This is a genomic window from Mycobacterium gordonae (genome assembly GCF_017086405.1).
Classification (GTDB): Bacteria; Actinomycetota; Actinomycetes; order Mycobacteriales; family Mycobacteriaceae; genus Mycobacterium; species Mycobacterium gordonae_D.
Map to the genome: position 1 here is coordinate 4,016,089 of NZ_CP070973.1, position 25,468 is coordinate 4,041,556.

At 65.0% G+C, this 25,468-nt stretch carries 26 protein-coding genes and 8 pseudogenes; 11 read left to right on the forward strand and 23 right to left on the reverse strand.

Annotated features, from left to right (window positions below):
• Position 1: 1 nt before the first annotated feature.
• Both JX552_RS17085 and JX552_RS17090 read right to left on the reverse strand, forming a co-directional pair.
• Positions 2 to 877, reverse strand: a complete 876-nt coding sequence (locus JX552_RS17085; protein ID WP_241010600.1) for an alpha/beta hydrolase — start codon at positions 875 to 877, stop codon at positions 2 to 4.
• 20 nt (positions 878 to 897) lie between these two features.
• Positions 898 to 1,724 (reverse strand): annotated as a pseudogene (locus tag JX552_RS17090) (enoyl-CoA hydratase/isomerase family protein).
• 80 nt (positions 1,725 to 1,804) lie between these two features.
• On the opposite strand from JX552_RS17090, the gene JX552_RS17095 reads away from it, so the two are divergent.
• Both JX552_RS17095 and JX552_RS17100 read left to right on the forward strand, forming a co-directional pair.
• On the forward strand, positions 1,805 to 3,196 hold the full coding sequence (locus JX552_RS17095) for an NAD(P)-binding protein (RefSeq protein WP_205873232.1): 1,392 nt from the start codon (positions 1,805 to 1,807) through the stop codon (positions 3,194 to 3,196).
• A gap of 12 nt (positions 3,197 to 3,208) precedes the next feature.
• Positions 3,209 to 3,964, forward strand: coding sequence for an acyl-[acyl-carrier-protein] thioesterase (locus JX552_RS17100; protein ID WP_205873233.1), 756 nt, complete (start codon positions 3,209 to 3,211; stop codon positions 3,962 to 3,964).
• Here the strand turns inward: JX552_RS17100 and JX552_RS33735 are convergent.
• Positions 3,961 to 4,134 (reverse strand): annotated as a pseudogene (locus JX552_RS33735) (aldo/keto reductase); the annotation flags it as partial. The gene JX552_RS17100 and the pseudogene JX552_RS33735 sit on opposite strands and share 4 nt — an antisense overlap.
• Positions 4,135 to 4,253: 119 nt before the next feature.
• On the opposite strand from JX552_RS33735, the pseudogene JX552_RS17105 reads away from it, so the two are divergent.
• Positions 4,254 to 4,685: pseudogene (locus tag JX552_RS17105) on the forward strand (transposase); the annotation flags it as partial.
• Positions 4,686 to 4,700: 15 nt separating this feature from the next.
• Here the strand turns inward: JX552_RS17105 and JX552_RS17110 are convergent.
• Positions 4,701 to 5,505 (reverse strand): annotated as a pseudogene (locus JX552_RS17110) (aldo/keto reductase); the annotation flags it as partial.
• A gap of 30 nt (positions 5,506 to 5,535) precedes the next feature.
• Between JX552_RS17110 and JX552_RS17115 the strand changes: the two are divergent.
• A complete protein-coding gene (locus JX552_RS17115; protein ID WP_205873234.1) occupies positions 5,536 to 6,837 on the forward strand; it encodes an acyltransferase family protein in 1,302 nt (433 codons plus the stop codon).
• A 66-nt stretch (positions 6,838 to 6,903) separates the two neighbouring features.
• On the forward strand, positions 6,904 to 7,686 hold the full coding sequence (locus JX552_RS17120; RefSeq protein ID WP_205873235.1) for a universal stress protein: 783 nt from the start codon (positions 6,904 to 6,906) through the stop codon (positions 7,684 to 7,686).
• Between the two features lie 3 nt (positions 7,687 to 7,689).
• On the opposite strand, the gene JX552_RS17125 is transcribed toward JX552_RS17120, so the two are convergent.
• A complete protein-coding gene (locus JX552_RS17125; RefSeq protein ID WP_205873236.1) occupies positions 7,690 to 8,514 on the reverse strand; it encodes an alpha/beta fold hydrolase in 825 nt (274 codons plus the stop codon).
• A gap of 67 nt (positions 8,515 to 8,581) precedes the next feature.
• Positions 8,582 to 9,214, reverse strand: a complete 633-nt coding sequence (locus JX552_RS17130; RefSeq protein WP_205878507.1) for a TetR/AcrR family transcriptional regulator — start codon at positions 9,212 to 9,214, stop codon at positions 8,582 to 8,584.
• A gap of 104 nt (positions 9,215 to 9,318) precedes the next feature.
• On the opposite strand from JX552_RS17130, the gene JX552_RS17135 reads away from it, so the two are divergent.
• From JX552_RS17135 to mbp1, 4 genes are all read left to right on the forward strand, one after another.
• The gene (locus JX552_RS17135; RefSeq protein WP_431195990.1) at positions 9,319 to 10,458 is read left to right on the forward strand and encodes a VOC family protein; all 1,140 of its coding nucleotides are present in this window, start codon (positions 9,319 to 9,321) and stop codon (positions 10,456 to 10,458) included.
• The gene (locus JX552_RS17140) at positions 10,455 to 11,393 is read left to right on the forward strand and encodes a fumarylacetoacetate hydrolase family protein (protein WP_205873238.1); all 939 of its coding nucleotides are present in this window, start codon (positions 10,455 to 10,457) and stop codon (positions 11,391 to 11,393) included. The genes JX552_RS17135 and JX552_RS17140 overlap by 4 nt, the downstream gene beginning before the upstream one ends.
• Complete coding sequence (gene mhpA / locus JX552_RS17145; RefSeq protein ID WP_205873239.1) at positions 11,390 to 12,937, forward strand: bifunctional 3-(3-hydroxy-phenyl)propionate/3-hydroxycinnamic acid hydroxylase MhpA; 1,548 nt, start codon at positions 11,390 to 11,392, stop codon at positions 12,935 to 12,937. Before JX552_RS17140 ends, mhpA begins: the two co-directional genes overlap by 4 nt.
• Before the next feature lie 200 nt (positions 12,938 to 13,137).
• The gene (gene mbp1, locus JX552_RS17150) at positions 13,138 to 13,371 is read left to right on the forward strand and encodes a microaggregate-binding protein 1 (RefSeq protein ID WP_205878508.1); all 234 of its coding nucleotides are present in this window, start codon (positions 13,138 to 13,140) and stop codon (positions 13,369 to 13,371) included.
• 82 nt (positions 13,372 to 13,453) lie between these two features.
• Here mbp1 and JX552_RS17155 read toward each other — a convergent pair whose 3' ends face one another.
• The 7 genes and pseudogenes from JX552_RS17155 to JX552_RS17185 form a co-directional block, all read right to left on the reverse strand.
• A complete protein-coding gene (locus JX552_RS17155) occupies positions 13,454 to 14,143 on the reverse strand; it encodes an HAD family hydrolase (RefSeq protein WP_205873240.1) in 690 nt (229 codons plus the stop codon).
• Entirely contained in the window at positions 14,143 to 14,520 is a 378-nt protein-coding gene (locus JX552_RS17160; RefSeq protein ID WP_241010601.1) for a hypothetical protein, read from the reverse strand. The genes JX552_RS17155 and JX552_RS17160 overlap by 1 nt, the downstream gene beginning before the upstream one ends.
• Positions 14,521 to 14,529: 9 nt before the next feature.
• Positions 14,530 to 15,053: pseudogene (locus JX552_RS17165) on the reverse strand (uracil-DNA glycosylase family protein).
• A 142-nt stretch (positions 15,054 to 15,195) separates the two neighbouring features.
• Complete coding sequence (locus JX552_RS17170; protein WP_205873241.1) at positions 15,196 to 15,609, reverse strand: ChaB family protein; 414 nt, start codon at positions 15,607 to 15,609, stop codon at positions 15,196 to 15,198.
• 16 nt (positions 15,610 to 15,625) lie between these two features.
• Positions 15,626 to 16,180, reverse strand: a complete 555-nt coding sequence (locus JX552_RS17175) for a DUF1360 domain-containing protein (protein WP_205873242.1) — start codon at positions 16,178 to 16,180, stop codon at positions 15,626 to 15,628.
• A 32-nt stretch (positions 16,181 to 16,212) separates the two neighbouring features.
• Positions 16,213 to 16,833 carry a flavodoxin family protein gene (locus JX552_RS17180; protein ID WP_205873243.1) on the reverse strand — a complete coding sequence of 207 codons (621 nt, stop codon included), beginning with the start codon at positions 16,831 to 16,833 and terminating at the stop codon, positions 16,213 to 16,215.
• Positions 16,834 to 16,996: 163 nt separating this feature from the next.
• The gene (locus JX552_RS17185) at positions 16,997 to 17,389 is read right to left on the reverse strand and encodes a MerR family transcriptional regulator (protein ID WP_205873244.1); all 393 of its coding nucleotides are present in this window, start codon (positions 17,387 to 17,389) and stop codon (positions 16,997 to 16,999) included.
• 140 nt (positions 17,390 to 17,529) lie between these two features.
• On the opposite strand from JX552_RS17185, the gene JX552_RS17190 reads away from it, so the two are divergent.
• On the forward strand, positions 17,530 to 17,949 hold the full coding sequence (locus JX552_RS17190; protein WP_205878510.1) for an Hsp20/alpha crystallin family protein: 420 nt from the start codon (positions 17,530 to 17,532) through the stop codon (positions 17,947 to 17,949).
• Positions 17,950 to 18,055: 106 nt separating this feature from the next.
• Positions 18,056 to 18,718, forward strand: coding sequence for a PAS and ANTAR domain-containing protein (locus tag JX552_RS17195; protein ID WP_205873245.1), 663 nt, complete (start codon positions 18,056 to 18,058; stop codon positions 18,716 to 18,718).
• Here the strand turns inward: JX552_RS17195 and JX552_RS17200 are convergent.
• The 10 genes and pseudogenes from JX552_RS17200 to JX552_RS17245 all read right to left on the reverse strand — a co-directional run bounded on the left by JX552_RS17200 (position 18,715) and on the right by JX552_RS17245 (position 25,425).
• Complete coding sequence (locus tag JX552_RS17200; RefSeq protein ID WP_069432688.1) at positions 18,715 to 18,903, reverse strand: hypothetical protein; 189 nt, start codon at positions 18,901 to 18,903, stop codon at positions 18,715 to 18,717. The genes JX552_RS17195 and JX552_RS17200 overlap by 4 nt on opposite strands.
• Positions 18,904 to 18,941: 38 nt before the next feature.
• On the reverse strand, positions 18,942 to 19,838 hold the full coding sequence (locus JX552_RS17205; RefSeq protein ID WP_205873246.1) for a universal stress protein: 897 nt from the start codon (positions 19,836 to 19,838) through the stop codon (positions 18,942 to 18,944).
• Positions 19,839 to 19,854: 16 nt separating this feature from the next.
• A complete protein-coding gene (gene fdxA, locus JX552_RS17210) occupies positions 19,855 to 20,199 on the reverse strand; it encodes a ferredoxin (protein ID WP_205873247.1) in 345 nt (114 codons plus the stop codon).
• Between the two features lie 80 nt (positions 20,200 to 20,279).
• On the reverse strand, positions 20,280 to 21,161 hold the full coding sequence (locus tag JX552_RS17215) for a universal stress protein (RefSeq protein ID WP_205873248.1): 882 nt from the start codon (positions 21,159 to 21,161) through the stop codon (positions 20,280 to 20,282).
• Between the two features lie 92 nt (positions 21,162 to 21,253).
• Positions 21,254 to 22,798, reverse strand: coding sequence for an HNH endonuclease signature motif containing protein (locus tag JX552_RS17220; RefSeq protein ID WP_205873249.1), 1,545 nt, complete (start codon positions 22,796 to 22,798; stop codon positions 21,254 to 21,256).
• A gap of 133 nt (positions 22,799 to 22,931) precedes the next feature.
• Positions 22,932 to 23,102, reverse strand: coding sequence for an excalibur calcium-binding domain-containing protein (locus JX552_RS17225; RefSeq protein WP_241011165.1), 171 nt, complete (start codon positions 23,100 to 23,102; stop codon positions 22,932 to 22,934).
• 145 nt (positions 23,103 to 23,247) lie between these two features.
• On the reverse strand, positions 23,248 to 23,514 hold the full coding sequence (locus tag JX552_RS17230) for a hypothetical protein (protein ID WP_205873250.1): 267 nt from the start codon (positions 23,512 to 23,514) through the stop codon (positions 23,248 to 23,250).
• Positions 23,511 to 24,130 (reverse strand): annotated as a pseudogene (locus JX552_RS17235) (RNA polymerase sigma factor). The gene JX552_RS17230 and the pseudogene JX552_RS17235 overlap by 4 nt, the downstream one beginning before the upstream one ends.
• A pseudogene (locus JX552_RS17240) lies at positions 24,121 to 25,186 on the reverse strand (acyl-CoA dehydrogenase family protein). Before JX552_RS17240 ends, JX552_RS17235 begins: the two co-directional pseudogenes overlap by 10 nt.
• Positions 25,187 to 25,195: 9 nt before the next feature.
• Positions 25,196 to 25,425, reverse strand: a pseudogene (locus tag JX552_RS17245) (hypothetical protein).
• Positions 25,426 to 25,468 lie beyond the last annotated feature (43 nt).

Consider the following 25,468-nt stretch of genomic DNA (forward strand, 5'->3'; position numbering starts at 1 on the left):
ACTACCTCCTCGTCGATTCGGTTGCGCCACCGATCCGCTCGACGATAATCCGCCGCGCGGCACGGCCTTCCGGGGTGGGGGTCAAGGGGTACACATGCAGCAAGCCCGCCTGCTCGTGATACTCGATGTCGACGCCCGCGGCTGCGGCCTTCTCGGCCAACAGTCGCGCATCGGGATTCAGAATGTCTCGGGTGCCGCTGAATACGGTCAGCGGGCCCAGTCCGGTCAGATCCGCGGCGAGCGGGCTGACCCGCGGATCGTCGAGCGGGAGGTCGCCGCGCCAGCGGTCGGCGAAGAACTGCAGCGCCTCGCGTCCCAACCACGGGTCCGCCGGCTCGACCGATGCGATGGCCGGGTTGCGCAGCGACAGGTCGAGTACCGGCGAGATGAGCACGGTCCCGGGAAGGGCCACGCCGTGTCCGTCGCGCAGCAAGAGCGCCGCGGACAGAGCGATCTGGCCGCCGGCGGAGTCGCCGGCCAGGTAGACATCGGCGTACTGGACCGCCATCTCGACGATCGCGGGTACCACGTCGGCCGCGGTGGCCGACGGCAGCAAGGGATAGATCGGAACGATCACCGTGGCGCCCGCCTGGTGCGCGATCTGCGCTGCCAATTGCCAATGCTGACTGGTGATTTCGTTGACCCATGCACCGCCGTGCAGATAGATCACGGTGAGTTCGGGTGTCGAGGCCAGGGGTGTCAACGTGTAGATCGGCCAACTCGACCGATGCTGCAAGCTGATGTCCACCTTGGGCCGCAACCGCGGTGGCGGGCCGAAGGGTTGAGGATGCGCGGCGCGCTGTTGCAGGTGCGCGAGGGCGGCGTCCGCACCTGCGTACGGTCGGTGCCTCCCGGTGAGGCGAAGCAGTGCGGGCATCGCCCGGCTCCTCCAGCTGGTCATCGGTCGCCCCCCATCTCGGGCAGCGGTTGCCACTCCCGTGCCACTGACCCGGTCCAGCGTGGCGGGCGGCGTTGCAGGAACGCCTGGACGCCCTCGCGCGCGTCGGCGCCCCCATCACCCGATGGTGCAACTGTGTTTCCAGGTCGGCGACCTGGCGGGCCGTGTACCCGTTGCCCATGGCGTCCCAGAGCAGCCGCTTGCTCAGCGCCGCCGACATGGGCGCCACGTTGACGGCGATGTCGCGCGCGATCGTCATCGCGCAATCCAGCACCTGCGGTCCCGGCAACGCCCGGGCGGCCACCCCGAGAGCGACCGCCTCCCGCCCGTCGAAGGTGCGGCCGGTCAACAGCAACTCCGCCGCAACGGCGCCGCCCACCAGGTGTGGCAGCGTCCAATGCGACATGCAGTCTCCCAGGACACCCCGCCGCACCTGGGCCACAGCATATTTGGCGTCCTCGGCGACGATCCGGATGTCGGCTTGCAGTGCGATGGTCAGTCCTATCCCGATGGCATGGCCGTTGACCGCCGCGATCACCGGGGTGCGCAGTTCGAATGCCGCGGGCTCGGTCGGCGACGCGGTGAACGCGTCACCCGACGGCGAATCGAAAGGGTTTGTCGGAGCGGCGAAGTCGGCCCCCGCACAGAACGTGTCCCCCGCGCCGGTGAGCACGATCGCACGCACCTCGTCATCGTTGTCGCAGTCCCGGTATGCCTGATTGAGCAGCGCGCCCATCCGTGCGGTGTAGGCGTTGCGCCGCTCCGGCCGGTCCAGGGTGAGCAGGGCGACACCGTCGGCCACTGCGACGGTGAGATCGGCTCCCATCCCAGCGAACTTACCGGGTGGGTAGCCGAATACTTGCCTAATTCCAGGCACTATCGTGGGCGCATGAAAGAGCAGCCGCGATGAGTGTCCACAGCTTGGACACCGACTACCTCGTCATCGGCGCCGGTGCCATGGGGATGGCGTTCAGCGACACCGTCCTCACCGAGTCGGAGGCGCGGGTCGTCATCGTCGACCGGGCCCATCAACCGGGGGGACACTGGACCACCGCCTACCCGTTCGTACGTCTGCATCAGCCCTCGGCGTACTACGGCGTGAACTCACGGCCACTGGGCAATAACACCATCGACATCGTGGGCTGGAATCAGGGGCTCAACGAACTCGCGCCGGTCGGAGAGGTCTGCGCCTATTTCGACGCGGTCATGCAGCAGCAGTTCCTGCCGACGGGTCGCGTCGAGTACTTTCCGATGTCGGAGTACCTCGGCGGCGGCCGGTTTCGCACCCTCTCCGGCGCCGAGTACGTCGTCAACGTCCGCCGGCGCGTCGTCGACTCCACCTACCTGCGTGCCATCGTCCCGTCCATGCGGCCGGCACCCTATGCCGTCGCCCCGGGGATCGACTGCATTCCCCCGAACGACCTGCCCAAGTTCGCCGCGCGGGACCGGTACGTGATCGTCGGCGCGGGCAAGACAGGCATGGATGTGTGCCTGTGGTTGCTGCGGCACGACGTCGATCCCGACCGACTGACCTGGATCAAGCCGCGCGACTCCTGGCTGATGGACCGGGCAACCCTGCAGCCGGGCCCCACCTTCATCAAACGGTTCCGCGACAACTACGGCGCGACCCTGGAAGCGATCGAGGCCGCCACCTCGATCGAGGACCTGTTCGACCGATTGGAAGCGGCCGGCACGTTGCTGCGCCTCGACCCCTCGGTCCGCCCCCGGATGTACCGCTGCGCGACTGTGTCAGAACCCGAGTTCGAGCAACTGCGCCGCATCGACGATGTGGTCAGGATGGGTCACGTCCAGCGCATCGAGCCGACCGCAATCGTGCTGGACGAGGGGTCCGTCACTACCTCGCCGTCGGCCCTTTACATCGACTGCACCGCTGACGGGGCACCCGAACGGCCCGCCGTACCGGTCTTCGATGGCGACCAACTGACCCTGCAGGCGGTGCGCGGCTGTCAGCAGGTGTTCAGCGCCGCGTTCATCGCCCACGTGGAGTTCGCCTACGACGGAGATGCGCTGAAAAACGAGCTCTGCGCACCGATTCCGCACCCGGACCGTGATGTCGACTGGCTGCGCTTGACGCACTCGGACCTGCGTAATTTCGCACGTTGGCTCGATGATCCCGACCTGACGGACTGGCTCAGCTCAGCGCGGCTGAACCTGCTCGCCGAGCTGCTGCCACCGCTGTCGCACAAGCCGCGGCTGCGCGATCGAGTCGTGTCGATGTTCCAGAAGAAGTTGGACACGGCCAGCGAGCAGCTAGAAAAGCTGCTCAGTGACGCATGAAAAGGAGACCCCTTGCCGCACAACCATGAGGTCGACGCACCGCTTGTCGATGTTCCCGACGAGGGCTACGTCTACCAAACTGGTTGGCGGCTGGCCACCTCGGATATCGACGAGCAGCGCCGACTGCGCCTGGATGGCGTCGCCCGCTACATCCAGGAAGTGGGAGCCGAGCATCTGGCCGATGCGGAACTGGCCGAAGTTCACCCGCACTGGATCGTGCTGCGCACCGTGATCGACGTGTTGGAACCGATCGAAATCCCCAGTGACATCACCTTCCGCCGCTGGTGCGCGGGGCTGTCCAGTAGGTGGTGCGACATGCGGGTGCAGCTCGAGGGTGACCGGGGCGGCCGCATCGAGACGCAGGGCTTCTGGATCTGCATGAACAAGGACACCTTGACCCCGTCGCGGCTCACCGACCACTGCGTCGAACGCTTCGGCAGCACCACCGACAATCACCGGCTCAAGTGGCGGCCGTGGGTGACAGAACACGTCCAAACCGGCACCGACACTCCATTTCCGCTGCGCCGCACAGACATCGACCTTTTCGAACACGTCAACAACACCATCTACTGGCACGGCGTGCACGAAATCCTGGCGCAGTTCCCCGAATTGGAGAACAACCCGTATCGGGCCGTGCTGGAGTACCGCAGCCCGATCAAGTACGGCGAACCGTTGACCATCCGATCCGAACGCAGCGGCGACGCGGTGCGCATCGACTTCACCGTCGGCGAAGACGTGCGCGCGGTGGCCCTGGTGCGCAAGATTTAGTCGCGGTCAATCCATTGCAGCTGCGCGGCGCTGTGGTGCTCGCCTGCTGCCGGCGTCAGACGGTCGAGCCGGGCCATGTGCCCGGCGGACAGTTCGACGGCGTCGGCTCCGACGTTCTCCTCAAGGCGGACAACGCGCTTGGCGCCCGGGATGGGAACGATGGCAGGTCCTTAAGTTCGTAGGTGCAGTTACTTCGTGTTGTTACGTTGTGCTGTGACCCGGGTGGGTCGGGTGTGGCTGCATGTCTGGTTGCCGGCCTGGTGGTGCGGCTTGAAAGGACTGGCCGCACATCGAGGGCCGATTTCGCCGCCATCCACTCGCCGACGTGATCACCAGCATGCCCGGCATGGGATTTCGGCTCGGCGCCGAATTCCTGGCCGCGGTCGGTGATCCCGCCCCGATTGAATCGGCCGACCAACTCGCCGCCTGGGCCGGGCTGGCCCCAGTCTCGCGCGACTCGGGAAAACGCACCGGACGCCTGCACACCCCGAAGCGCTACAGCCGCCGACTGCGCCGGGTCATGTACATGTCCGCGCTCACCGCAATCCGCTGCGACCCGCACTCGAAGGCCTACTACCAGCGCAAACGGGACGAAGCCAAACGACCGATCCCGGCCACCATCTGCCTGGCGCGACGCCGCACCAACGTCCTCTACGCCCTCATCCGCGACAACCGCACCTGGCAACCCGACTCACCCCCAATCACCGAATCGGCGGCTTGACATCGTCATTGAGAGTCCTTTCGCCAACAGCCACGCCAACGCGACCTGCGCCGGCGTGGCGCCGACGTCGCCGGCGATAGCGCGCAATTCACCGGCGCTGCGCAGCTTGTGCTCGAAATTCCCGGCGGCGAAGCGCGGGTTCGTCACGCGGTAATCGGTGTCCGGAAGCCCTTCGGTGGACCGTATGGTCCCCGTGAGAAAGCCCCGTCCAAGCGGCGAGTAGGCGACGAACCCGATGCCCAGTTCGCGAAGAGCGGGCAGCACCGTGTCTTCGGGGTCGCGCGTCCATAACGAGTATTCGGATTGCACCGCGGTGATCGGGTGCACGGCGTGGGCGCGCCGGATGCCTGGGCGCCCACCTCCGGGAGAACGATGTACCGGATCTTGCCGACTCGCACCAATTCCGCGAGAGCTCCGACCGTGTCCTCGATCGGGGTGTCGCGGTCCAGGCGATGCTGGTAGTAGAGGTCGATGTGGTCGGTCTGCAGCCGTCACAATGACCCATCAAGTGCGGCAACGATATTGGCGGGACTGCTGTCGCGGCCGGTGCCGGCCGGTGTGCGAAATCATGCCGGACTTGCTGGCCAGCACCAGCCGTCTCGGCGGCCGCGTAACGCGCGGGCGAGCAGCTCCTCGTTCATCTAGGGGGTTCATACACCTCTGCCGTGTCGATCAACGTCGCGCCGAGATCGAGGGCGCGGTGCACCGTGCGAATCGACTCGGCGTCGTCGCTACCGGCGCCGGCGTACGCCCCCGACATCCCCATGGCGCCAAGTCCGAGTCGCCCGACTGTCAGATCTGCGAGCCGCGCTGGTCTCATGCCGTCATTGAGCCGGGTACCCTCGCGCTGATGGACCATCGGGATGCCACTCGACCGGCACGCAATGTCGCGGTGGACTTCCTGCGGGCATCAGGGGTGATCCTGATCGTGCTGGGGCATTGGCTGGCGTCGTCGGTGACCTACCGCGACGGACGCTTCGGCCGCCAGAATCCGCTTGTCGACCAGCCCTGGACGCAATGGTTGACGTGGGGTTTCCAAGCCGTTCCGACGTTTTTTATGGTCGCCGGGTATGCCACCGCGGTGTCGTGGGAGCACCGGCGCGGCCGCGACGACATCTCGCGCGAGGACTGGCTGCGGCACCGGCTGGCGCGGGTCCTGGGCCCCACGGCGGTATACGTCGCAGTGATTCTGGGTGTAGTGGCCGTCCTGCGCATCACCGGTATGGCCGGCGCCGTGGTGCAGTATGCGGGTTGGGCCGTGGCCATGCAGTTGTGGTTTCTCGCGGTTTACGTCGTAGTGGTGTCGTCGACACCCATCGCGCTTGCCGCGCAACGCCGTTGCGGCCTGTGGGCACCTGTCGCACTTGGCGTCGGGGCAGTTGTCGTCGACGTCGCCACCGTGGTGTACCACGTGCCACACGTCGGTCTGTTGAACTACCTGTTGTGCTGGGGAGCGTTCTATCAACTCGGAATCGCTTGGCAGTCTGGCCAGTTGGCCGGACTCAGGCCTGTCGTGCTGGCCGCGGGTTCGGGAATCGCGCTGGCCCTGTTGGTCGGCCGGGGGCATTACCCGGTGAGCATGATCGGCGTTCCCGGCCAGCAGGTGCAGAACACAACGCCACCAACTGTCGCGTTGCTGGCCTTCGGCTGCGCACAGATAGGGATCGGCACGGCCCTGGTTCCAGCCCTCAACCGAGCCCTCCGACCCCCGCGATTGCGGCGGGTGGTGTCCATCGTCAACGACAACGTGATGGCGCTGTACCTGTGGCACATGGTGCCTGTCGTACTGGTAGCCGTCGTGGGCTACCCGGCTGGGCTGTTTCCGCAGCCAGCGGAGGGAACCGCGGCCTGGTGGCTCTTCCGCATCGAGTGGATCGGCATCCTGGTCGTGGTCACGGCGGTCGAGATAGCGTTGTTGTTCTGGGGTCGACGATTGTTTGCCGCGCCCCTGCCCATGCTCACTGCGCCAGTCCCCGAAAGCTGGACCGCCCTGGTGCTGCTGACCGGAGCGGCCCTGACGACTTATGCCCTGGCATGCTTTGCCGCCGACGGCTTCGCCCCCGACGGCCGGTTTCCATGGGTTCGTGCGCTGCTGTTATTTACCGGATCGGCACTGGTCGGCGTTAGGGCCAGAAGACCATTGCATCAGTGACCTATGGCCCATCCGCGGACGTCGTCGGCTACCTAACCTCCGAGGCGAAGCGGAAGGAGCGGTGGCATGGCGAACCGCAGTACGCATCTCGGAATCGTCGTGGGCGTGGACGGCTCGCCGGGTTCCGATATCGCGATCCAGTGGGCCGCCCACGACGCGGCGTTGCGCGACGTTCCGCTCACCCTGGTTCACGCCGCCCGGACACGCAGCCAGCGTGAGCGCGGACAACTCGTGCTCGACGAGGCCCTGCGGATCGTCGGCACACAGGTCCGCGTGCGGTGCGAAATGCCCTGCGCTACAGCAGTTTTTGCCTTGGCCGACCTGTCGGAGCATGCCGAGCTGGTGGTGGTGGGCTGCCTGGGCGCCGGCGCACCGCAGCGACGTCAGCTATGTTCGCTCAGCTCGACACTGATCCACCACGCACGCTGCCCGGTCGTCGTCGTCCACGACGACGTCCGACTGACTTCAGAAAGCCTCGCGGCCCCGGTGCTGGTGGGCAACGACGGCTCGCCGGAAGCGCAATCGGCGATCGCGATCGCGTTCAACGAAGCCGCGATCCGGGGAGTGGGGCTCATTGCCGTGCAGGCACTCGACGACGAGGGCGCGGCGGAGTTGCTGGCCGGGTGGAGCGAACATTATCCGGATGTCGCGGTCCAACAGGCTGTCACACGCGACGATCCGACCCCCGAACTGGTGGATGGTGCCAGGACAGCGCAGCTCGTGGTGGTCGGCAGCGGTGGCAGCAGCGGGTTCGCCGAAATGCTGCCCGGTTCCGATGGCGCGGGTCTGGCGCTGTTGACGCACGTGCCGGTCATCGTGGCCAGGGCACAGCTGGCCCGGGCTCGCTGAGCGCTAACTCTGCAGAAACTCCAAGAGGTCGGCATTGATCGTGTCGGCGTGCGTGGTGATCATCCCGTGCGGCAGATCCTCGTAGGTCTTCAGAACTCCGTTGCGCAACAGCTTGGCTGACAACGGGCCTGCAGCCTGATAGGGCACGATCTGGTCATCCTTGCTGTGCATCACCAGTGTGGGCACGGCGATCTTCCCCAGCGCTGCGGTGAAGTCGGTTTGGGAGAATGCCACGATCCCTTCGTAGTGCGCCTTGGCGCCACCCATCATCCCCTGACGCCACCAGTTGGCGATGCTGGCTTCAGAGGACTGGACACCGGGCCGATTGAATCCGTAGAAGGGGCCCGATGGCAGCGCTCGGTAGAACTCGGAACGATTCGCGGCCAACTGTGCCTGCAAGTCGTCGAACACCTCCTTGGGCAGGCCGAGGGGGTTGGCCTCGGTCTTGACCATCAGCGGCGGAACCGCGCTGATGAGAACAGCTTTCGCGGCACGGCTCTCGCCATGGCGGGCCAGATAGTGCACCACCTCGCCGCCTCCGGTCGAATGCCCGATATGCACCGCGTCGTGCAGATCCAGATGCTCCACCACCGCGGCGAGGTCGTCGGCGTAGTGATCCATGTCGTGTCCGTCGCCAACTTGGGCCGACCGCCCGTGTCCGCGCCGATCGTGGGCGATCACCCGGTAGCCGTGCCCCAGGAAGAACAACAGCTGAGCGTCCCAGTCGTCGGACGACAACGGCCAGCCGTGACTGAACACCAAAGGCCGACCAGACCCCCAGTCTTTGAAGAAGATTTCGACGCCATCGTTGGTGGTGATCGTGGGCATGCCCGATCCTTTCGACGCTCATGCGGGGCCTTGACTATGTCACTTTTACCGACCATGCGCGCGACCGCTAATCGGCGGCGAAGTCCGGCAACAACCGCTGACAGACGGCGTGCGCCTCCTCGGCGGAGAGTCCGAATAACCGCAACACGTTTTCGGTCGCCTTGTCCGCCGCCAGCGCGCCGTCACGCTCCGGGTCGTTGCGCAACAACGCACCGAGGCCCAGCAGCGCACCGCCGGCCATCGCCAATGCGAACTCGGGGTCGTCGGTGTCAAACCGCCCGGCCTCCGCGGCCGCCTTGATATCTCGCAGCGCGCGAGGCGCCAGACCCCGATCCGACCATAACAACTCCACGCCGTTGGCCAGCAGGATCTCGCTCTCCCGCGGCCGCTGACGGAAAAGCCAGACGGTGAGCCGGAAGCTGGTTGCGAACGTCTCCGCCGGATCTTCAATCGCTTCGGTCAGCCGGTCAAGCAGCGCTCCGTGCGCATCCAGCACGTCGGCCACCGCAGCCTCGAAGAGCTGCTCTTTGCTCTCGAAGTGGTTGTAGAACGACCCCATTCCCACGTTTGCGGCTTGGGTGATCTCCAGCACGGGCACGTTGACCTTGCCCTCGGCGATCAGTCGTTGCGCGGCTTTGATGAGGGCCGAGCGGGTGCGATGCTTACGCCGCTCCAGGCGGCTGGGGCCCTCACCTGACATCGTCACTAGAGCAGTATGCCTCCGATTTGAGGAATTCGTCAGAACAGTTGACTTGCGACATCCAAGTATGTGACGATTTCGTCAGTTACTGATGAGAGACGGTGATGAATGTGATCGGATCCCCCGCGGATGCGCACCACGACTTGCACAGCGAGCAAGGTGGCCGCCCCGACGACCATTGCGGCCGATCCCGAAACCCGGTGATCAAAGTCGCCGACCTCGCGTGGCTGGAGTTCGAGAAGCCTGACCTCACCCGTTGCGAGGCGTTCGCGCAGGCATTCGGGTTCCAGACCGCCCATCGCGGAGCCGACGAGATCGCGCTACGCGGTACCGACGCGGGCGCGCCGTGCGTAATCGTGCGACGCGGCCGGCGCTCGCGATTCACCGCGGTGGCGTTCAGAGCCTGCGAAGAGGTGGACGTGCTGCGCCTTGCCGATAAGTCCGGTGCCGCTACCCGTCCACTGCCGGAAGCCATCGGTGGGCTGTCGGTCGATCTGCGGGACCCCACGGGCACGCGGGTGCGGGTGGTTGCCGGTATGCACGAACTGCCGGAATTGCCCGGTCAACAGCCGCCGATGTTCAACTTCGGCTCAAAAACTCTGCGAATCAACGACCCTCAGCGTCCGAGCCGGGCACCGGCACAGGTGCAGCGACTGGGGCACCTGGTTATGCAGTCGACGAAGTATCTGCGATCGCTGAACTGGTACCTCGACAACCTCGGGATGATCGTCAGCGATTTCCAGTACTTCGCAGGGCAGCGTGAGCGCGGCCCGACCATGAGCTTCATCCGATGCGATCGTGGGTCGACCCCGGCCGATCACCACACCCTGGCGTTGGCCTTGGGCCCCTCTAACCGCTACCTGCATTCGGCATATCAGGTCAGCGACCTCGATGCCTTGGCGGCCGGCGGCGAATACCTCAAAGATCGGGGCTATGTGCGCTCGTGGGGAATAGGGAGACACATTCAAGGCAGTCAAATCTTCGATTACTGGCGTGACCCGGACGGTTTCCTGGTCGAACACTTCACCGACGGCGACATGTTCGACAACACCCTGGAACCGGGCTGGGCGCCGTTGACCGCTTCGGGTTTGGCCCAGTGGGGACCCCCCGCGACCCGAGACTTTCTCGGCACCGACCCCAAATCAGCACGCCACGAGGTGGTTTCGATGATCGGTGCGCTCCGCCAAAGTAATGAGTTCGACTTCACCCGCCTGCGCGGCCTACTGAAAGTGCCTTCCGCATGACCATATCCGTACTGCACACCGACGACGGCTGGTGGGTCGAGACCGCCGCCGGCGCCGCCAGGATCGCCACCACCGCGACCAGCACCGCGCAACTGCTTTCCGACCACGCCGCGATCGAGGCCGCAGCCCTGGCCAGCGATGTGGTGCCCGTCGAGACCTTGGATCTCATCGCGCCGCTGACCCGACCGTGTCGGGTCGTCGCGCAGATGACGAACTTCCGGTCACACGTCAAGGACGCGGGGATGGATCCAGCATCGATTCCGCTGACGTTCTTCCGCAAGGCATCCGCCTCGATCTGCGGTCCCTCCGCCGACATCGTCAAGCCCGCACATGTTCGGCTACTCGACTACGAAGTCGAGATCGGGCTGGTAATCGGGCGCCCGATTCCGGTCGGCACCAAGATTTCCGACGCCAACCTCGCCGATTTCATTGCCGGTCTGGTTGTCACGAATGACGTGTCGGCACGTGACATCCAGCTGCCGCAGACCCAGTTCTACGAAGCAAAGTCCTATCCGACGTTCACACCAGTCGGTCCGAGATTGGTGCTACTCAGCGCCGATGAGCTCAAGCGCTTCGGCGATCTGCGCCTGCGGCTGCGGGTCAACGGTGAGGAGCGGCAGAACGCGCTCGTCGAGGGTGACATGCTGTACCGCCCGCTACAGGCGCTGCGGTCGCTCGCTCAGTTCCAGGAACTCGCGCCGGGAGACCTGATACTCACCGGGACGCCGGTCGGCACCGCGCTGAGCGCCCCGCCGAAGCCGCTGGAAATCATCGGGAACCTGATGCCGCCGGCGGTGAAGTGGAAGGCCTTCTTCAAGCGTCAATCCGGCAATCCGAAGTATCTGCAGCACGGTGACGTCGTCGAGGCCTCGGTAGCCACCGACGACGGGGCCATCGACCTGGGGATGCAGCGCAACACCGTGCGATACGCATGAACGCCAAGGAGATTCGTCATATCCCGGTCGTCATCGTGGGCGCCGGTCCAACCGGCATCACTGCCGCTACTCTGTTGGCGCAGTACGGAGTCAACAGCCTGATTCTCGAACGTTGGCCCGGGGTATATCCGCAGCCGCGTGCTGTGCACCTGGACGACGAGATCTACCGGGTCATCGCGCGCTTGGGCATTGCCGCGGAGTTCGCGGCGATCTCGCGGCCGACGCTCGGACTGCGGCTGCTGGACGATCACTTCAACGTGCTGGCCGAATTTCACCGTGACCCTAACCAGAACGTGCACGGTTACCCGCAGGCGAACATGTTCGACCAACCGGAGTTGGAGACGCTGTTGCGGGCCAACCTCGAGCGCTACCCGAACGCCGAACTACGCGGAAATGCGGATGTTACCGCGATCGCAGCCCACGGCAGTGGTGCACGCGTCACTTTCACCGACCGGACCGACGGCACCGTTCACCAGATCGATGCCGACTACCTGTTGGGCTGCGATGGCGCCAACAGCATCGTTCGAGCTCAAATAGGCTCCACTATGCGGGATCTGAACTTCGAGCAGCGGTGGTTGGTGGTCGATGTCGCTACCGATGCAGACCTGCGGCAGTGGGACGGTGTCTATCAGATGTGCGACCCGGCTCGTGCCGGAACCTACATGCGCATCGGAGATTCCCGCTACCGCTGGGAGTTTCGCCTGCTGGAAGGCGAAAGCGCCTGCGACTTCGACACACTGGACACGCTGCGCCCGCTCATCGCTCCGTGGACCCGGCATCTCGCCGACAGCGAAATGACCTTGTTACGTGTCACGGAGTACACCTTCCGTGCCCAGATCGCCGATCGGTGGCGCCGCGGCAACATCTTCCTCCTCGGTGACGCCGCACATCTCACTCCCCCATTCATCGGCCAGGGCATGTGCGCCGGGTTGCGCGATGCGTTCAACCTGAGCTGGAAGATCGCAGCGGTGCGCAACGGTACCCTTCCCGCCGACACCCTCGACACGTATCAGCAAGAACGTAAACCGCACTGCAGGGCCCTGATTCGCTTGGCGCTCAGCGTTGGCTGGGCGATGACCGGGGGCGGCCGGCTCGGTGATGCGACCCGACGCACGGTATTGCCGCGTGTCGGCGTCATTCCGGGATTGCGCAAGAAGATCGTCGACTCCACCACGCCGGCTCTGCGCCGCTCTGCCCTGGTGCACAGCACCCGCCGGCCCGGACAACTCGCCGGAAAAATGTGCCCGAATGCGCTGCTGGACAACGGTAAACGCCTGGACGACATCGCTGGGTCCGGCTTCGCGTTGGTCACCCGCATTCCGTTGGAAACAGCCGTTGAAACACAGCTAAGCGCGCGCGACATCGCCGTCATCCACGCAGACCCGCGAGGCCAACTCGACGTGTGGCTGCGTCATGGGCGGGCCGCGGTGGCCTTCATTCGTCCGGATCGCACCGTGATGTCCGCCGGTCGCGACGTAGCCCCGGTCCTAGCGACTGCAGCAACGCTGAGTCGCAGCGTCCGTCATTTATCCGTTCGGCCGTGAAAGAAAATCTAAGCCACTAAACGAACTTCGGTCTGCGGGGTGACCCAGCCCACAGGTTTGAGGGCTCGGCTGTTCGGAAACACTGTGGCTGCAGGGGATTCAACGAGACAACGCAGAAGTTGCTCTCGCACCCTGCTGGCTGAGCGCGTTCGAATACAGCGCGAGGTCGCCAATATGAGCAATTCATGCAGGAGGATTTCATGTCGGACAAGAGTGGCCCGCAAGAGGGCATCGAAGGCGTCGTCGAGGGTGTCAAGGGCAAGGCGAAGGAAGTCATCGGCGCAGTGACGGGCCGTGACGACGTAAAGCGCGAGGGCCAGGCCCAGCAGGACAAGGCCGATGCCCAGCGTGACGCTGCCAAGAAGGAAGCAGAAGCCGAAGCCGCTCGTGGCGGCGCCGAGGCGGCCGAACAGCGCCAGAAGGCCAATCAGTAGCTTTCGGTAGCTTTTGCGCGAATGGGCCCAGGCCGAATCTGGTCTGGGCCCATTCGCGTGCGCCGGTGGCTGGCGCAGGTGGTCAGCCCCGCACCGCCAACTCCGCAATCCGGGTCTGCCCGATATTGGCCAACAGTTTGTCGGCGTTGTCGAAAACTTGTGCCGCTCCGGCATCGTGCAATTCGGATGCGGATACTCCGCCGCTGAGCACCCCGATACACACCACCTTCGCACGTGAGGCGGCTTCGGCATCCCAGATCGCGTCGCCGACGAAGACCGCATGCTGCGCGGTAACCCCGGCACGTTCCAGCGCGACCTCGATGATGTCGGGCTTGGGCTTTGCGGTATCCACATCGGCGGACGAGGTCACCGCCGCGACCAGCTCGTCGCAATCGAGCACCTTACGCAGCAACTTCAATTCGTCGTCCGGCGCCGAAGTGGCCAGCACCACTTTGACTCCCAGATCGGCCACCCGGCGCAGCAACGCGCGGGCCCCGGGCAGCGGCCGCAGCAACGACGCGACTTCCCGGTAGTAGCGGGAGTGCAGATCTTTCAGCTGCTTCTGAGCGTCCTCTGGCGCGTCATCGGACAGTGATTTCACCAACGTCGAACCGTCCATACCGATGGATCGGTGGATACGCCATGTCTCGACGTCGATGCCGACTTCGGCGAACGCGCGTTGCCAGGCGTCGATGTGCAGATAGTTGGAGTCAACCAGCGTGCCGTCGATGTCGAACAACACCGCGGACGCATACCTGGTGGCGGTCGACATCAGAACAGAATCGCGATGGCTGCGAAGTCGGCCGCCAGCAGGGCCAGGGCCACCACGGGGACGATCCAGCCTCGGCGCCGCAGAGCGGTGAAGAACGAGGCGATGACCGTCAAGCCGGCGATGACGGGGGCGCCGTAGAAAAGCAAACCGTAGAGCACGCCGCCGGGGCCGAGGCTCGGACACTGCGCCGTGCTACACGCCGCCACGCTCATCGCGGCGCCGACCGCGAAAATCATAATCAGAGCGGCCGCCGGCACGGTCAGCGCGGCCAGTATCCAGTTGACCACACCGCGACGGGCCCGCCCTTGGCCGGCGTCGGCCTTCGTGACCGCCGTCGTCCCGTCTACCTGGGCGTTTTCCTCGCTGCGTAGGCTCATCAGGTTCGACTACCCAGGCTGATTATCCCGAAACATTGCCGCTGGCCCGCTACTCGCAGTGCGGAGGTCACCCACGAACGACTCGTAATTCTCTCTGCGCCGTTCACTGCGGCCGCGCAGCAGCGCCGACGGGTGGATTGTCGCCATCAGCATCGGCTCCCACGCCATCTCAAGGGGCGCCGGCAACCGCAGCCACTCGCCACGGTGGGCTGTGACGCGAAAAGCGCCGCCCAACAACGATTGTGCCGCGGTGGCGCCGAGGCAGATAACTACCTGGGGCTGCACCGATTCGATTTCTGCGATCAACCACGGCTGACACGCGACAACTTCCATGCGGCCCGGCTTGGCGTGTATTCGCCGCTTGCCCACCCGTTTGAAATTGAAACGAAATGCTTGACGGCGTTGGTCTGGTATGTGAGTGTCGGGTCGATCTCGGCGTCGTGCAGTGCCTGCGTCAGCAAGCTGCCTGCCGGTCCGACAAACGGAAGTCCTTGCTGGTCCTCACAATCCCCTGGTTGTTCCCCGACCAGCATCAGCCCAGCGTCGGGTTTGCCGTTGCCGAACACAGTCTGCGTGGCGTCCTCGAACAACGCGCAACCCCGGCAGTCACTCGCTCCTTGCTTGAGCGAACTCAGCCGCCGATCGGCCGGCAGGAAGCGCTGGGCACCCGGCTCGTCAACGCTGCTGGGCACGGCGATTGTATTTCTTGATCGCTTCCACCAGTTCGGATTTGGTCATCGTCGATCGGCCCCGCACGTCCAGCCGACGAGCGATCTGCAGCAGATGTTTCTTGCTGGCGTTGGCGTCGACACCTTCCTGCGAGGGCAGCGGGTTGCCCAGGCCGCCGCGTTCGGCCCGCGCGTCGGATGGACCTTTCTCGTCCTTGGCTTCCCAATGGTCGCCGACCTTTTCGAAACTGTGCTTCACCGCGGCATAAGCGACACGGTGGGCCCGCTCCTCGCTGTCATACTGCTCGGCGGCCGCATCGTGCGCCTTGGCGAAGGTTCGTTGCGCCTTGGCGCTGGAACGCTTGAGCGTGCTGGGCAATTCGTCCTTCTTTGCGGCACCGCTCTTGGTTGTCTTGGGCATGACATCACCTCACGGGTCAGGAGCCGGGGGGATTCTCGGCCCACTGTTGGGCTATCGCGTAGCCGAGTTGAAGAAAGTCCGCTCCGGCCAGCGCGGTGAATGTCCCGGCGACCAGGCGGGTGAACCGGGGCGCGAACACCAGGCCGATCACAAGAATCGTTGCCACCCACATGTCCAGGCAGAAGGGGCAGGTCAGCAGCTCGCCCATGCTGTGCCGGAACTGGGTGTCGTTGCGCGTCTCCTCGTGCAACTCGGCGGGTCCGGCGGTACCGGTGTACCGGGTGAAGGGCGCGCGCAAGGGGCTCGTGACGGCGTCTTTGGTAAGCGTTCGGGACAGCTTGTGGGTGCCGAGCGTGACGGTGATCAGGTCCTGCACCCGCCAACGCACGGGCAACCGGCGTCCGGTCAGCACCGCCACCAGTGTCGTCGCGCTCACCAACGAGCTGTAGATCACCAGCACGGCGAGATAGCCGCCCAGTGGGCGGGGATTCTCGCCGCGATATTCATCGGCTTCCCGCCGAGCGCGGTCAACCACGCTGGCGCCGTTCTTTTCTGCGGTCAATTCGGTCATCGAACTCCTTGGGGACGTTAGGGCGACACGCTCTACGCCTCGTATGGCGGGTAGCCCTGTGCCCGCAACGCGTGGGCCAGATGCGCCGCATTGCGGGCTGCCGCCGCAGTGGCCGAGGCGATTTCGTCGGGCACGTGGTCGAGGTCGTTGTAGTCGGTGCCCTGCATCGCGGGACCGTTCCAGTAGGTGCACCCCTGCGCCGGGACGCTGAACCCGATGTCGTTGAGTGCCTGGAAAAGATCTGCCACGACCTTGTGCGCGCCGTCTTCGTTGCCGACCACGCTGACCAGGGCCACTTTTCCGACCATCGCGGGCGTCCCGTGGTCGTCGGTGTTGGACAACTCGGCATCCAGGCGCTCCAACACGCGTTGGGTCACGCTGGACGCGTGTCCGAGCCATATCGGCGTGCTGATGAGCAGGATGTCGGCATCGAGTACCTTCCGCCGAATGTCGGGCCATTCGTCTCCGGCGCCCATGTCGGCCTCGACGCCCGGAGCGATGTTGTGGTCGACGCATCGGATGAGTTCGGACTCGACGTTCGCCTTGTTCAGTTCGCCGACAACCTGTTCGGCGATCAGCGCGCTGCTCGACGCAGCTGGACTGGGTTTGAGGCTGCACACCAGACCGATGGCGCGCAGCGGCTGATCACTCATGGCAACTCCATACCCGGCATATGGACCGGTAAACCGGGTACGCGACCCGGATCGACCAGTCCGCGGCCCGATATTGGATGCGCTGCGTGACTACCACCACCCCCGGCCGCCGAGCTGAAGCTGAATACGCTGCGGATGGTGCTCGCCCGAACCGTGCCGGCACCTAACCCTTGCGGGCCGCGGACTTTCGCGCTGGATTCTTCGGGTTCTCCTCTGCAGCAGCCTGTTTGACGGCACCCCGCAGTGATCGGTTTGCCGATCGAAGGTCGCTGTTGGCAGCCGACAATTCAGCGTTGTCATCCTCGAGGCTGAGGATGCGGGCGATACCGGCGAGGTTGACCCCCGCCTCTACCAGTGCGCTGATGCGTCGCAGTCGAGCCAAATCGTCGGCGCTGTAGCGCCGCGTCCCCCCGTCACTGCGGGCGGGCGTGACAAGCCCGTACCGCTCGTAGAGGCGTAGTGACTGCACTGCGACGCCAGAGAGTTCAGCGGCGACCGAGATCCCGTACACGCCCTGATCAGACGGCGGTTCTGCGTCGCCAGAACGAACGGTCATCGCGAATCTCCTCAGTCGTCGCTGGAAAAATTGTGTACCACACTTGCACCGACATGTCGACAGTGTTATAACAAATCTATGTTATGAGACATAGGAAATCGCGCTTTGAAATGGAAGATTGGAGTATTGAGGTGACTGCCATGCTGATGCGTACCGACCCGTTCCGTGAACTGGACCGTTTCGCCCAGCAAGTGCTCGGGACAGCCGCACGGCCGGCCGTGATGCCGATGGACGCGTGGCGCGTAGGGGAAGAATTCGTCGTCGAATTCGACCTGCCGGGCATTGAAGCCGATTCGCTGGACATCGACATCGAACGCAACGTGGTCACAGTTCGAGCCGAACGGCCGGGGGCAGACCCCAATCGGGAGATGCTGGCCGCTGAACGGCCTCGCGGAGTGTTCAGCCGCCAGTTGGTGCTCGGCGACAATCTCGACACCGATCGGATTACCGCCTCGTACCGCGAAGGAGTCCTGCGATTGCGGGTTCCGGTGGCCGAGAAGGCGAAGCCCCGCAAGATCACCGTCGGCCGCAGTGAGAGCCGCGAAGCCGTCAATGCCTGAGCGGCGGTGAACCGCGGCGGCCGTGGCGGTGTTTGTAGGTGCCACGGCCGCCGGTCTCACACCGAGGTTGCCTACGGCGACCCAATCCCGAGGAGGCCCTCAGACGATGACCTGGCATCTCGACGGCCAAACCACCGCGGTCGAAGAAGCCCTGGCCGGCGGGGCTCCACAGCGGGTGGGCTCGTTTCGGTTCTACTTCGCCGACCAACGCTGGGAGTGGTCAGAACAAGTCCAGCAGATGCACGGGTACGCGCCCGGCAGCGTCACGCCGACCACCGAACTCGTGCTCTCCCATAAGCATCCCGATGATCGTGGTCAGGTCGCGGCGACCATCGACGACATCCTGCACACCCACAATGCCTTCAGCACTCGCCACCTCATCATCGACACCGGCGGCCAGGTCCACCACGTGGTGGTGGTCGGCGACCGTATCGTCGACGATGGCGGGGCTGTGGTCGGCACGCATGGTTTCTACGTCGACGTCTCGACGTCGCCGGATCAAGACGTCGTCACCGAACGGCTGGCGGAGATCGCCGAGAACCGGGCCGGGATCGAGCAGGCCAAAGGCATGCTGATGCTGGTTTACGGCATCGACGGTGACGCGGCGTTCAACCTTCTCAAGTGGCTGTCCCAGGAATCCAACATCAAGCTGCGGCCGCTGGCCGAGCAGATTGCCGAGGATTTCCGGACTGTTCGGCACGCCGTTACAGCGCAGCCGGAGTTCGATCAATTGCTGCTGACAGCGCATACGCGCGTGTCGGTGCCTTAGCTCGACGCACCTTCGGTGTCGTCGAAAAACGCCCACTCGCCGTCGGCGTTCACTTCCATCCGCCACCCCAGTTCGGAGTTGTCGGCACGGGAGTCCACAAACCAGGCATGCGCGTCGTCGGCGCTTTCGATCTCTTTGGTGGCAACGACCTCGCCCCGCGGGTCGATAACTCGGTATTCAGCCATGGGTCCTGGGTTTCCCCAGTGGCTGATTTTCAACCGCGCTAGGCGCGTACGACGATCACCGGCATCCGGGCCGAGTGCACGACCGCGTTGCTGACCGAGCCGAGAAGCATGCCGGAAAGGGCACTGCGACCATGGCTGCCGACGACGACGAGTTGCGCCGACTCGGAGCGCTCGACGAGCTGGCGCGCCGGTCGATCGCACACCACCACGCGGCAGACCCTCACGTCGGGATAGCTCTCCTGCCAACCTGCCAGGCGCTCGGCCAGAGTGACTTCGGCTTGCGCCTTCACCTTGTCCCAGTCCAAGCCGGGTAGCTCAACCACTTCGAGATCATTCCACGCGTGCAGTGCGATCAACTCGACACCTCGGCGCGATGCCTCATCGAACGCCACCGCGGTGGCAGCCTCGGAAGCCGGTGATCCGTCGACGCCCAGCAGCACCGGGGCGCTCAGCGGGTGCGGCATCAACGGATCCTCGTCGTGGATGATCGCTACCGGGCAACTTGCATGACGAACCAGGCTTGCGCTCACCGAACCGAGCAACAATCGCGCGACCGCTCCCCGGCCGGCCGATCCGAGTACCAAAATGGCCGCGTCCTTGGACATTTCGATCATCGCGGACACCGGGGTGGAGTGCACAAGATCGGTTTTGATGTTCAGCTTGCGGTCGGTCAACACCGCCTCTTCGGCGATCTTGACCGCCTCGGCCAACACCTTGCGACCCTCATCCTCCTGCCAAACCCCCCAGGTCTCCGGGTATGGCATCGGTGGCCACGTCGCCACGTCGGTGTTCACGATGTGCACGACGGTCAGTTGGAGGTTCTTCAGTTCGGCGTCCCGCGCCGCCCAGACGACAGCAGCGTTGGAGGCGGGTGAGCCGTCCACACCGACGAGGACGCCGAGGCTCCCGTCCGTTCCTGTTGATGCTGCGGTCATTTCGTCCTACCTCCGGTTAGGCGCAGTTGGCCGGCATCGCCGCGATCATCGGCGTGTCGACGCCGATACGCCCGAGAGCGCTTGCGCTGCCGGGCGTGCCCAGCGGAGCATCCCGCCCTGGGAGAACCTGCTGGAAGAAGGCGGCGTTGTCGGCGAGGAACTGCAGCTCGTCGTCAGGTAGATCGCCTTCCCAGTGGATGGCGTCAAGCCGACATGCCGGTTTGCACGCGCCGCAGTCAACGCACTCTTCCGGGTTGATGTACATCGTTCGGGCGCCTTCGTAAATGCAGTCAACGGGGCATTCCTGCACGCAAGACTTCTCAGCCACGTCCAAGCATTCCTTGCCGATCACATGGGTCATACGTCAACGCTATAAAGCGATCGGCGCCAATCGCGTCGGTCGAAAGCCACTTGTCGGCAGGGACCAAAGGCCCTTGTCGCCTATGAACGAACCACGATCACCGGCACTTTGGCGGAATGGACCACCGCAGAGCTCACCGAGCCCAGCAGCATGCCGGGAAATCCCCCGCGACCACGACTTCCGACAACCACCAGCTGCGCTTGCTCGGAAGCCTCGAGCAGCCATTTCGCCGGCGTGTCACACACCAGAGAGCGCTGCACATGGACATCCGGGTACTGTTCCTGCCACCCGGCGAGGCGTTCAGCGAGTACCTCTTGCCCTTGATTTTCCCTGTCCTGCCAATCCATCCCGAGCGCCGGGAACACTCCGACGTCACTCCACGCGTGCAGGGCAATCAGTTCGACGCCGCGGCGGGAGGCCTCCTCGAACGCCAGAGCCGTCGCGGCTTCCGACGCCGGGGACCCGTCGATGCCGACGACCACCGCTTTGCCAGCGTCGGGTAGGGCGTCTTCTCCAGTTCGAACAACAGCCACGGGGCAGTGGGCGTGCTGGACGAGCGCCGAGCTGACCGAGCCCAGCAGTAGGCGGCCGAGTGCGCCGATTCCCTGGCTCCCCACTACGACCAGCTGCGCCTGTTTTGAGGCTTCGATGAGTGTCGAAACCGCATTGGCATAGGCTAATTCGGTACGTACCTCAGGTGGTTCAGATCCCTCGAAGCTCTCCGACGCCGTCTTGCGGGCGTGTGCAAGAACGCTGTCCGCGATGTCCTTCTGCCAATCCGGCATGTCCTTATAGAGCTGTCCGACCGGCCAGCCGACGACGATGGGGGCGACCACATGCAGCAAGGTGACCGGCACCCGGCGCAAAGCTGCTTCGCTGGTTGCCCATTTGATGGCCGCGTCAGATTCCTCCGAGCCATCGACAGCCACCACTATTCCGTATTTCGTTGTTTCCGCTGACATCTCATGCTCCTTGCCGTTGCAGCCCCCATCCTACGAGGCTCGGTGCCGTCGGTGTAGGGCCTAAAGGCGCACAGATGATTTCGAAACACCAACTAGAAGGGCGGAGGTTCGTCGGACTCGGATGGGCGCAGCGGTCGGGGGGCTTGGAGGGTGAATTTCGGGGCGGAGAGGTGTGCCAGGTTCTGGGCGCGTTCGGCGTTGACGCGGGCCTGGCGGTGTTGGGCACGGGTACGACGGCGGATGGGCATCATCAGTCCCCGGGGGCCGTCCGCCGGTGGTGTGGAGGTGGCCGGGATCGGCTCGGTAGGGCCGCACAGGGAGGGGAAGCACAGCCTGCTGCCGGGGCGGGTGGTGTAGGTGTGCCCGGTGGGTGCGGTCCAGATGATAGTGGCATCAGGAAGTTGGCGGTCGCGCCAGCCGCGCGTTCCGCTCCAAAAGGTTTTCAGCAGATGGTGTTTTCGGCACAGGCAGCGCAGGTTGGTGCGGTGGGTGGGCCCGAACGGGTAGGCGATCGCGTGATCGATATCGCAGGCATCAGCGGGGCAGTCACAGCCCGGGAAGCGGCAGGTCATGTCGCGGGCGCGGATGAAGCGGGCCAATGCCGCCGACGGCCGGTAGCCCGGGCTGGGTCGGGGGCAGCAGTCGATCGGGGCTGTCTTGGCGCCGGCGGCAATCAGCGCGGCCAGCTGAGCCGCCGGCACGACGGGTCCGCCCAGGATCTGGGCGGAAGGCCGGCTGAGCCCGGCCGGCTCGGGGTCAGGCGCCGGGCGTAGCGGGTTCTCGCGGTCCACCCGCTGGGGCTGCTCGCCGTTGAGGTGCGGGTCGGGTGGGGTGCAGACGGTGGTGGATTCGGCCACGACGTGGATGACTACCGCGGCCGCGCGAGCGTCGGGGATGCGGGCGGGACAATCGGGATCGGAACATTGGCAGGCCAGCTGGTCGCCGTCGGCGGCCAGCACGCCCAGCGCATCGGCGCGACGCTGGGCCAACGTACGGGGGTCGGCGGGGCAGACCTGGTGGGCCATCTCGCTGAGTCGGCGATCCAGGATGACGGCGTCAGTGCTCAGCAGGGTGCCCCACAGCTGGGCGGTACCCGAACCATCGGTGGAGGCGGTTATGACCACCTCGCGTGAGCGCGCGCCGCTGCGGGCGCGCCGGACCGCGGCGGGGTCGTAGCGCCCGATGATGGCATCAATGGCCCGGGCGGTTTTGGGCTGGGACATTGGCCCGTAGCTCAGGGCGTCATTAGCCAACACGGCGTCTACGAGACGCAACACCACGGGGTCTTTGATCAATTCGGTGTGCCAGATGATGGCGATGACCAGCCGCAGACTCAGCCGGCCCTGTGCGAACAGCGCTCCGACGGCGGGTAGGCGGGTGCGCAGGGCCAGTGCTTGATACATCTGGTGGGAGGCCAGACTGTGGCTGATGTTCAGCGCTGCTCCGACCTGGGCGGCAATGGCATCCCAGTTGTCACAAGACCAGCGCGCTTGATCGGTCGCGCCCACCGCGCGCCGGGCCACCAGTTCGGCGATCGCGGCGAACCGGCGAGCGGCGGCCAGCGCCTCATCGCGGGTCGCCGCGGCCATGGCGTCCACCACGGCAGTATCGTCAACCTCCGACAACTTATCGAACATATTTTCGAATCATAGCGGCCGACGCCGACCACGGCCGTCACGCCAAGCCAACCTGTGGAGAAAACGCCAACTGTGGATAAGCCGGTCTCACCTTTGAGTGGACGACCCGGCACAGCGCTGCAGATGCGCTGTATTAGTGTGACTCGCAGGCGATTCCGTCGTTGTCACGGTCCAGCTTGGGCGCATATGCCGGGTCACCCCTGGGAATGTTGTACCGGCCGTCGGCAGCTGCCGCCTTGCAATTGGCGTAAGGCGGATCAGCCTGTGCTGCGGGCGCGGCGATCATCCCGCCGACGCCGAGCATACTGAAAGCGGCCGCTGTGGCCAGCAGAACGCGAATCATCACTGCAACAACACCTTTCCTGCGAGTTAGCGGAAGACTAGCGACGACGCCGGGAGCCGCGGGCAGGATTGAGGGAAGTCTTCGTTTGATGAGCACACTTTTCGGCTCACGCACCGCCATTCCTGAGATCGCCGATCGAGGCGATAACCCCGGAAATCTGCCCTTCAGTGAGTCTTTCGCCGTCAAAGACATGATTCAGCAGGACCCGAAGGTCCAGCATCTGCTGCAGATAGACCAAGCACGGCGGGCAGTCCTCGATGTGTTTGGCCACAATCGCGCCCCACTCCCCTGGGTGTGAATCGACCAGATCGTCGACGAGCCGGACGAACTCGACACAATCGATCGCGGGAACGGTGTAATCGTGGACGGTCATCGTTGGTACCGCTTTTCCAGTTGATTACGAAGGTTCCCCCGCGCGCGGTACGGCAATGCCCGCTATGCGTCCGGCGAGAGTTCCAGCACCTCTGATGCCTCTTCCGACGACATGCCGATGAGAGCCCGCAGGATGATCAGTTGTCGTTGCCGCGCCGGCAGGGCGTCCAGCGCGGCACGCAGATATCCCACCAATTCTCTTGCCACAGTGCGCTCTTCCGGGAGAAACCGCCTCGACGGCGGCACATTCCAATGCCCGGCGTCGGGGTGGCCGGGCGGATGCATCCGCCCGGCCAACGGATCGGCGTCCTCGGTGGCCAAGACTTCGTGCTCCCGAATCCGCCACTGGCGATTCCGATGTCACGACACGCTGTTCCTGACGATGCCGAACAACCAGGTGAGCACCGACGAGCGCCCCTCGAACGCATGGCCGGACTTGAGCACCTGCACCCACGCCTCCTGCACCGCCCCTTCGGCCACCGCGGGTGAATTCACCATGGCGCAAGCGAAATTCACCATGGGCCGGTGGTAGTCGCGGACCAGGTCGCCAACGGCATCCCGCCAACCAGATGCTCGGGTCCGGTACCCTCGAAAGACGCCAACGGCGTCAAGGGCATCCGCCCAGTTCCCAGCGCAACTGGGCTCCCGACGGCGACTGCACCGGGATGAACGCCGCCTCACGGTAGCGGCGGCTGGCGGGCGTCCTGCTCGCATACCCCTTGCCACCGGCGGTGCGAACCTCCAATGCGGCACTGGCGCTGGCAATCTCGGCCACCGTGAGCCGCAATGTCAGCAATTCCTTCTTGCTGGGCGCGCGCCGGCCGCCGACCGCGGCGGCCAAGCGGGCCAACATGGTGTGCGCCCAGACCAGCCGGTCCGCGATGTCGTCGACCTCGGCAGCGAAAACCGCGTTCACTCCGGTCAACCCGATCCTGGCCTGTCGCACCGTCGTCTCAGCCAGACGGACGCACATGGCCGACTGCAGGACGAGGAAAGTGGGCCGCACCGTACCGAGAAACGCCTCGAAGTCGGTGGACAGTACCTGGCTGTCCGGAACGAAAACGTCGGCCAATTCCAGATAGGACGAGGCGGTGCTATCCATCGCCAACAACGTGAAGTGTTCGCCCACCGTGACCCCGGGACTGCTCAACGGCAACGCGACGATCACCTTCGCGCCGTCGTCGGTAGCGGCCGCAGTGACCAGCAGCGAATCGTCGTGCAGGTTCGAGGCCCACCGGATCGGACCACTGATCCGGTAACCGCCCGGCACCGGCGAAGCGGTGAGCTCCAGTTGACCGCAACCCGCCAACGTCTTGAAGGCCGCCGCCATTCCGGTCACCCCCACCGAGGTCCCGGCCAACAGCGGCGCGGCGACCGCCAGGCTGAACGGCGTTGCGGCAGTGAGTAGATACTCGACCGTCATGCGGTTGTCTCAGACCGAGAACCCGGTGCTCATACACTGCCCGGAAATCAGCCTGATCACGTCGGCCATCTCGGGTAACCGGCCGTCGGCATTGCCGGGCGCGCCGACACCGAGCAGTCCCGCGGCTCCCAGACCCGCGAACCTACGGCGGGCGGTGGCCTCGCCGGTCCAGCGCGCCGGCGTGGGCACGCAGGTCTGATAACAATTCCGGATCAAGCAAGCCGATCGCGGCATCGGTCGTCTTGGTCATTGTGCCTGCCTAGCCGATGGAAAGAACGGAGTCGACAGCTACCGGACGCGTGAATGTATTCACCACGGGCGACCATACGACGGCGTTGTCGTGGAACTCGTTCAGGGTCGCGTCGTCGGCGTCGCCGGCCAGAGTACGGTCCTGGCCTTGAACGTCTTCTTGCCGGTGGCGGGGTCGGCCTTGGCGTTACCAGACAGCCGGTCGAGACCTGCAGCGTCGATGACGAGCGCGTCGGTCATGCACTTCCTCCTTGGCTGCCCGAAGATCTGGTCAGAGAGTTAG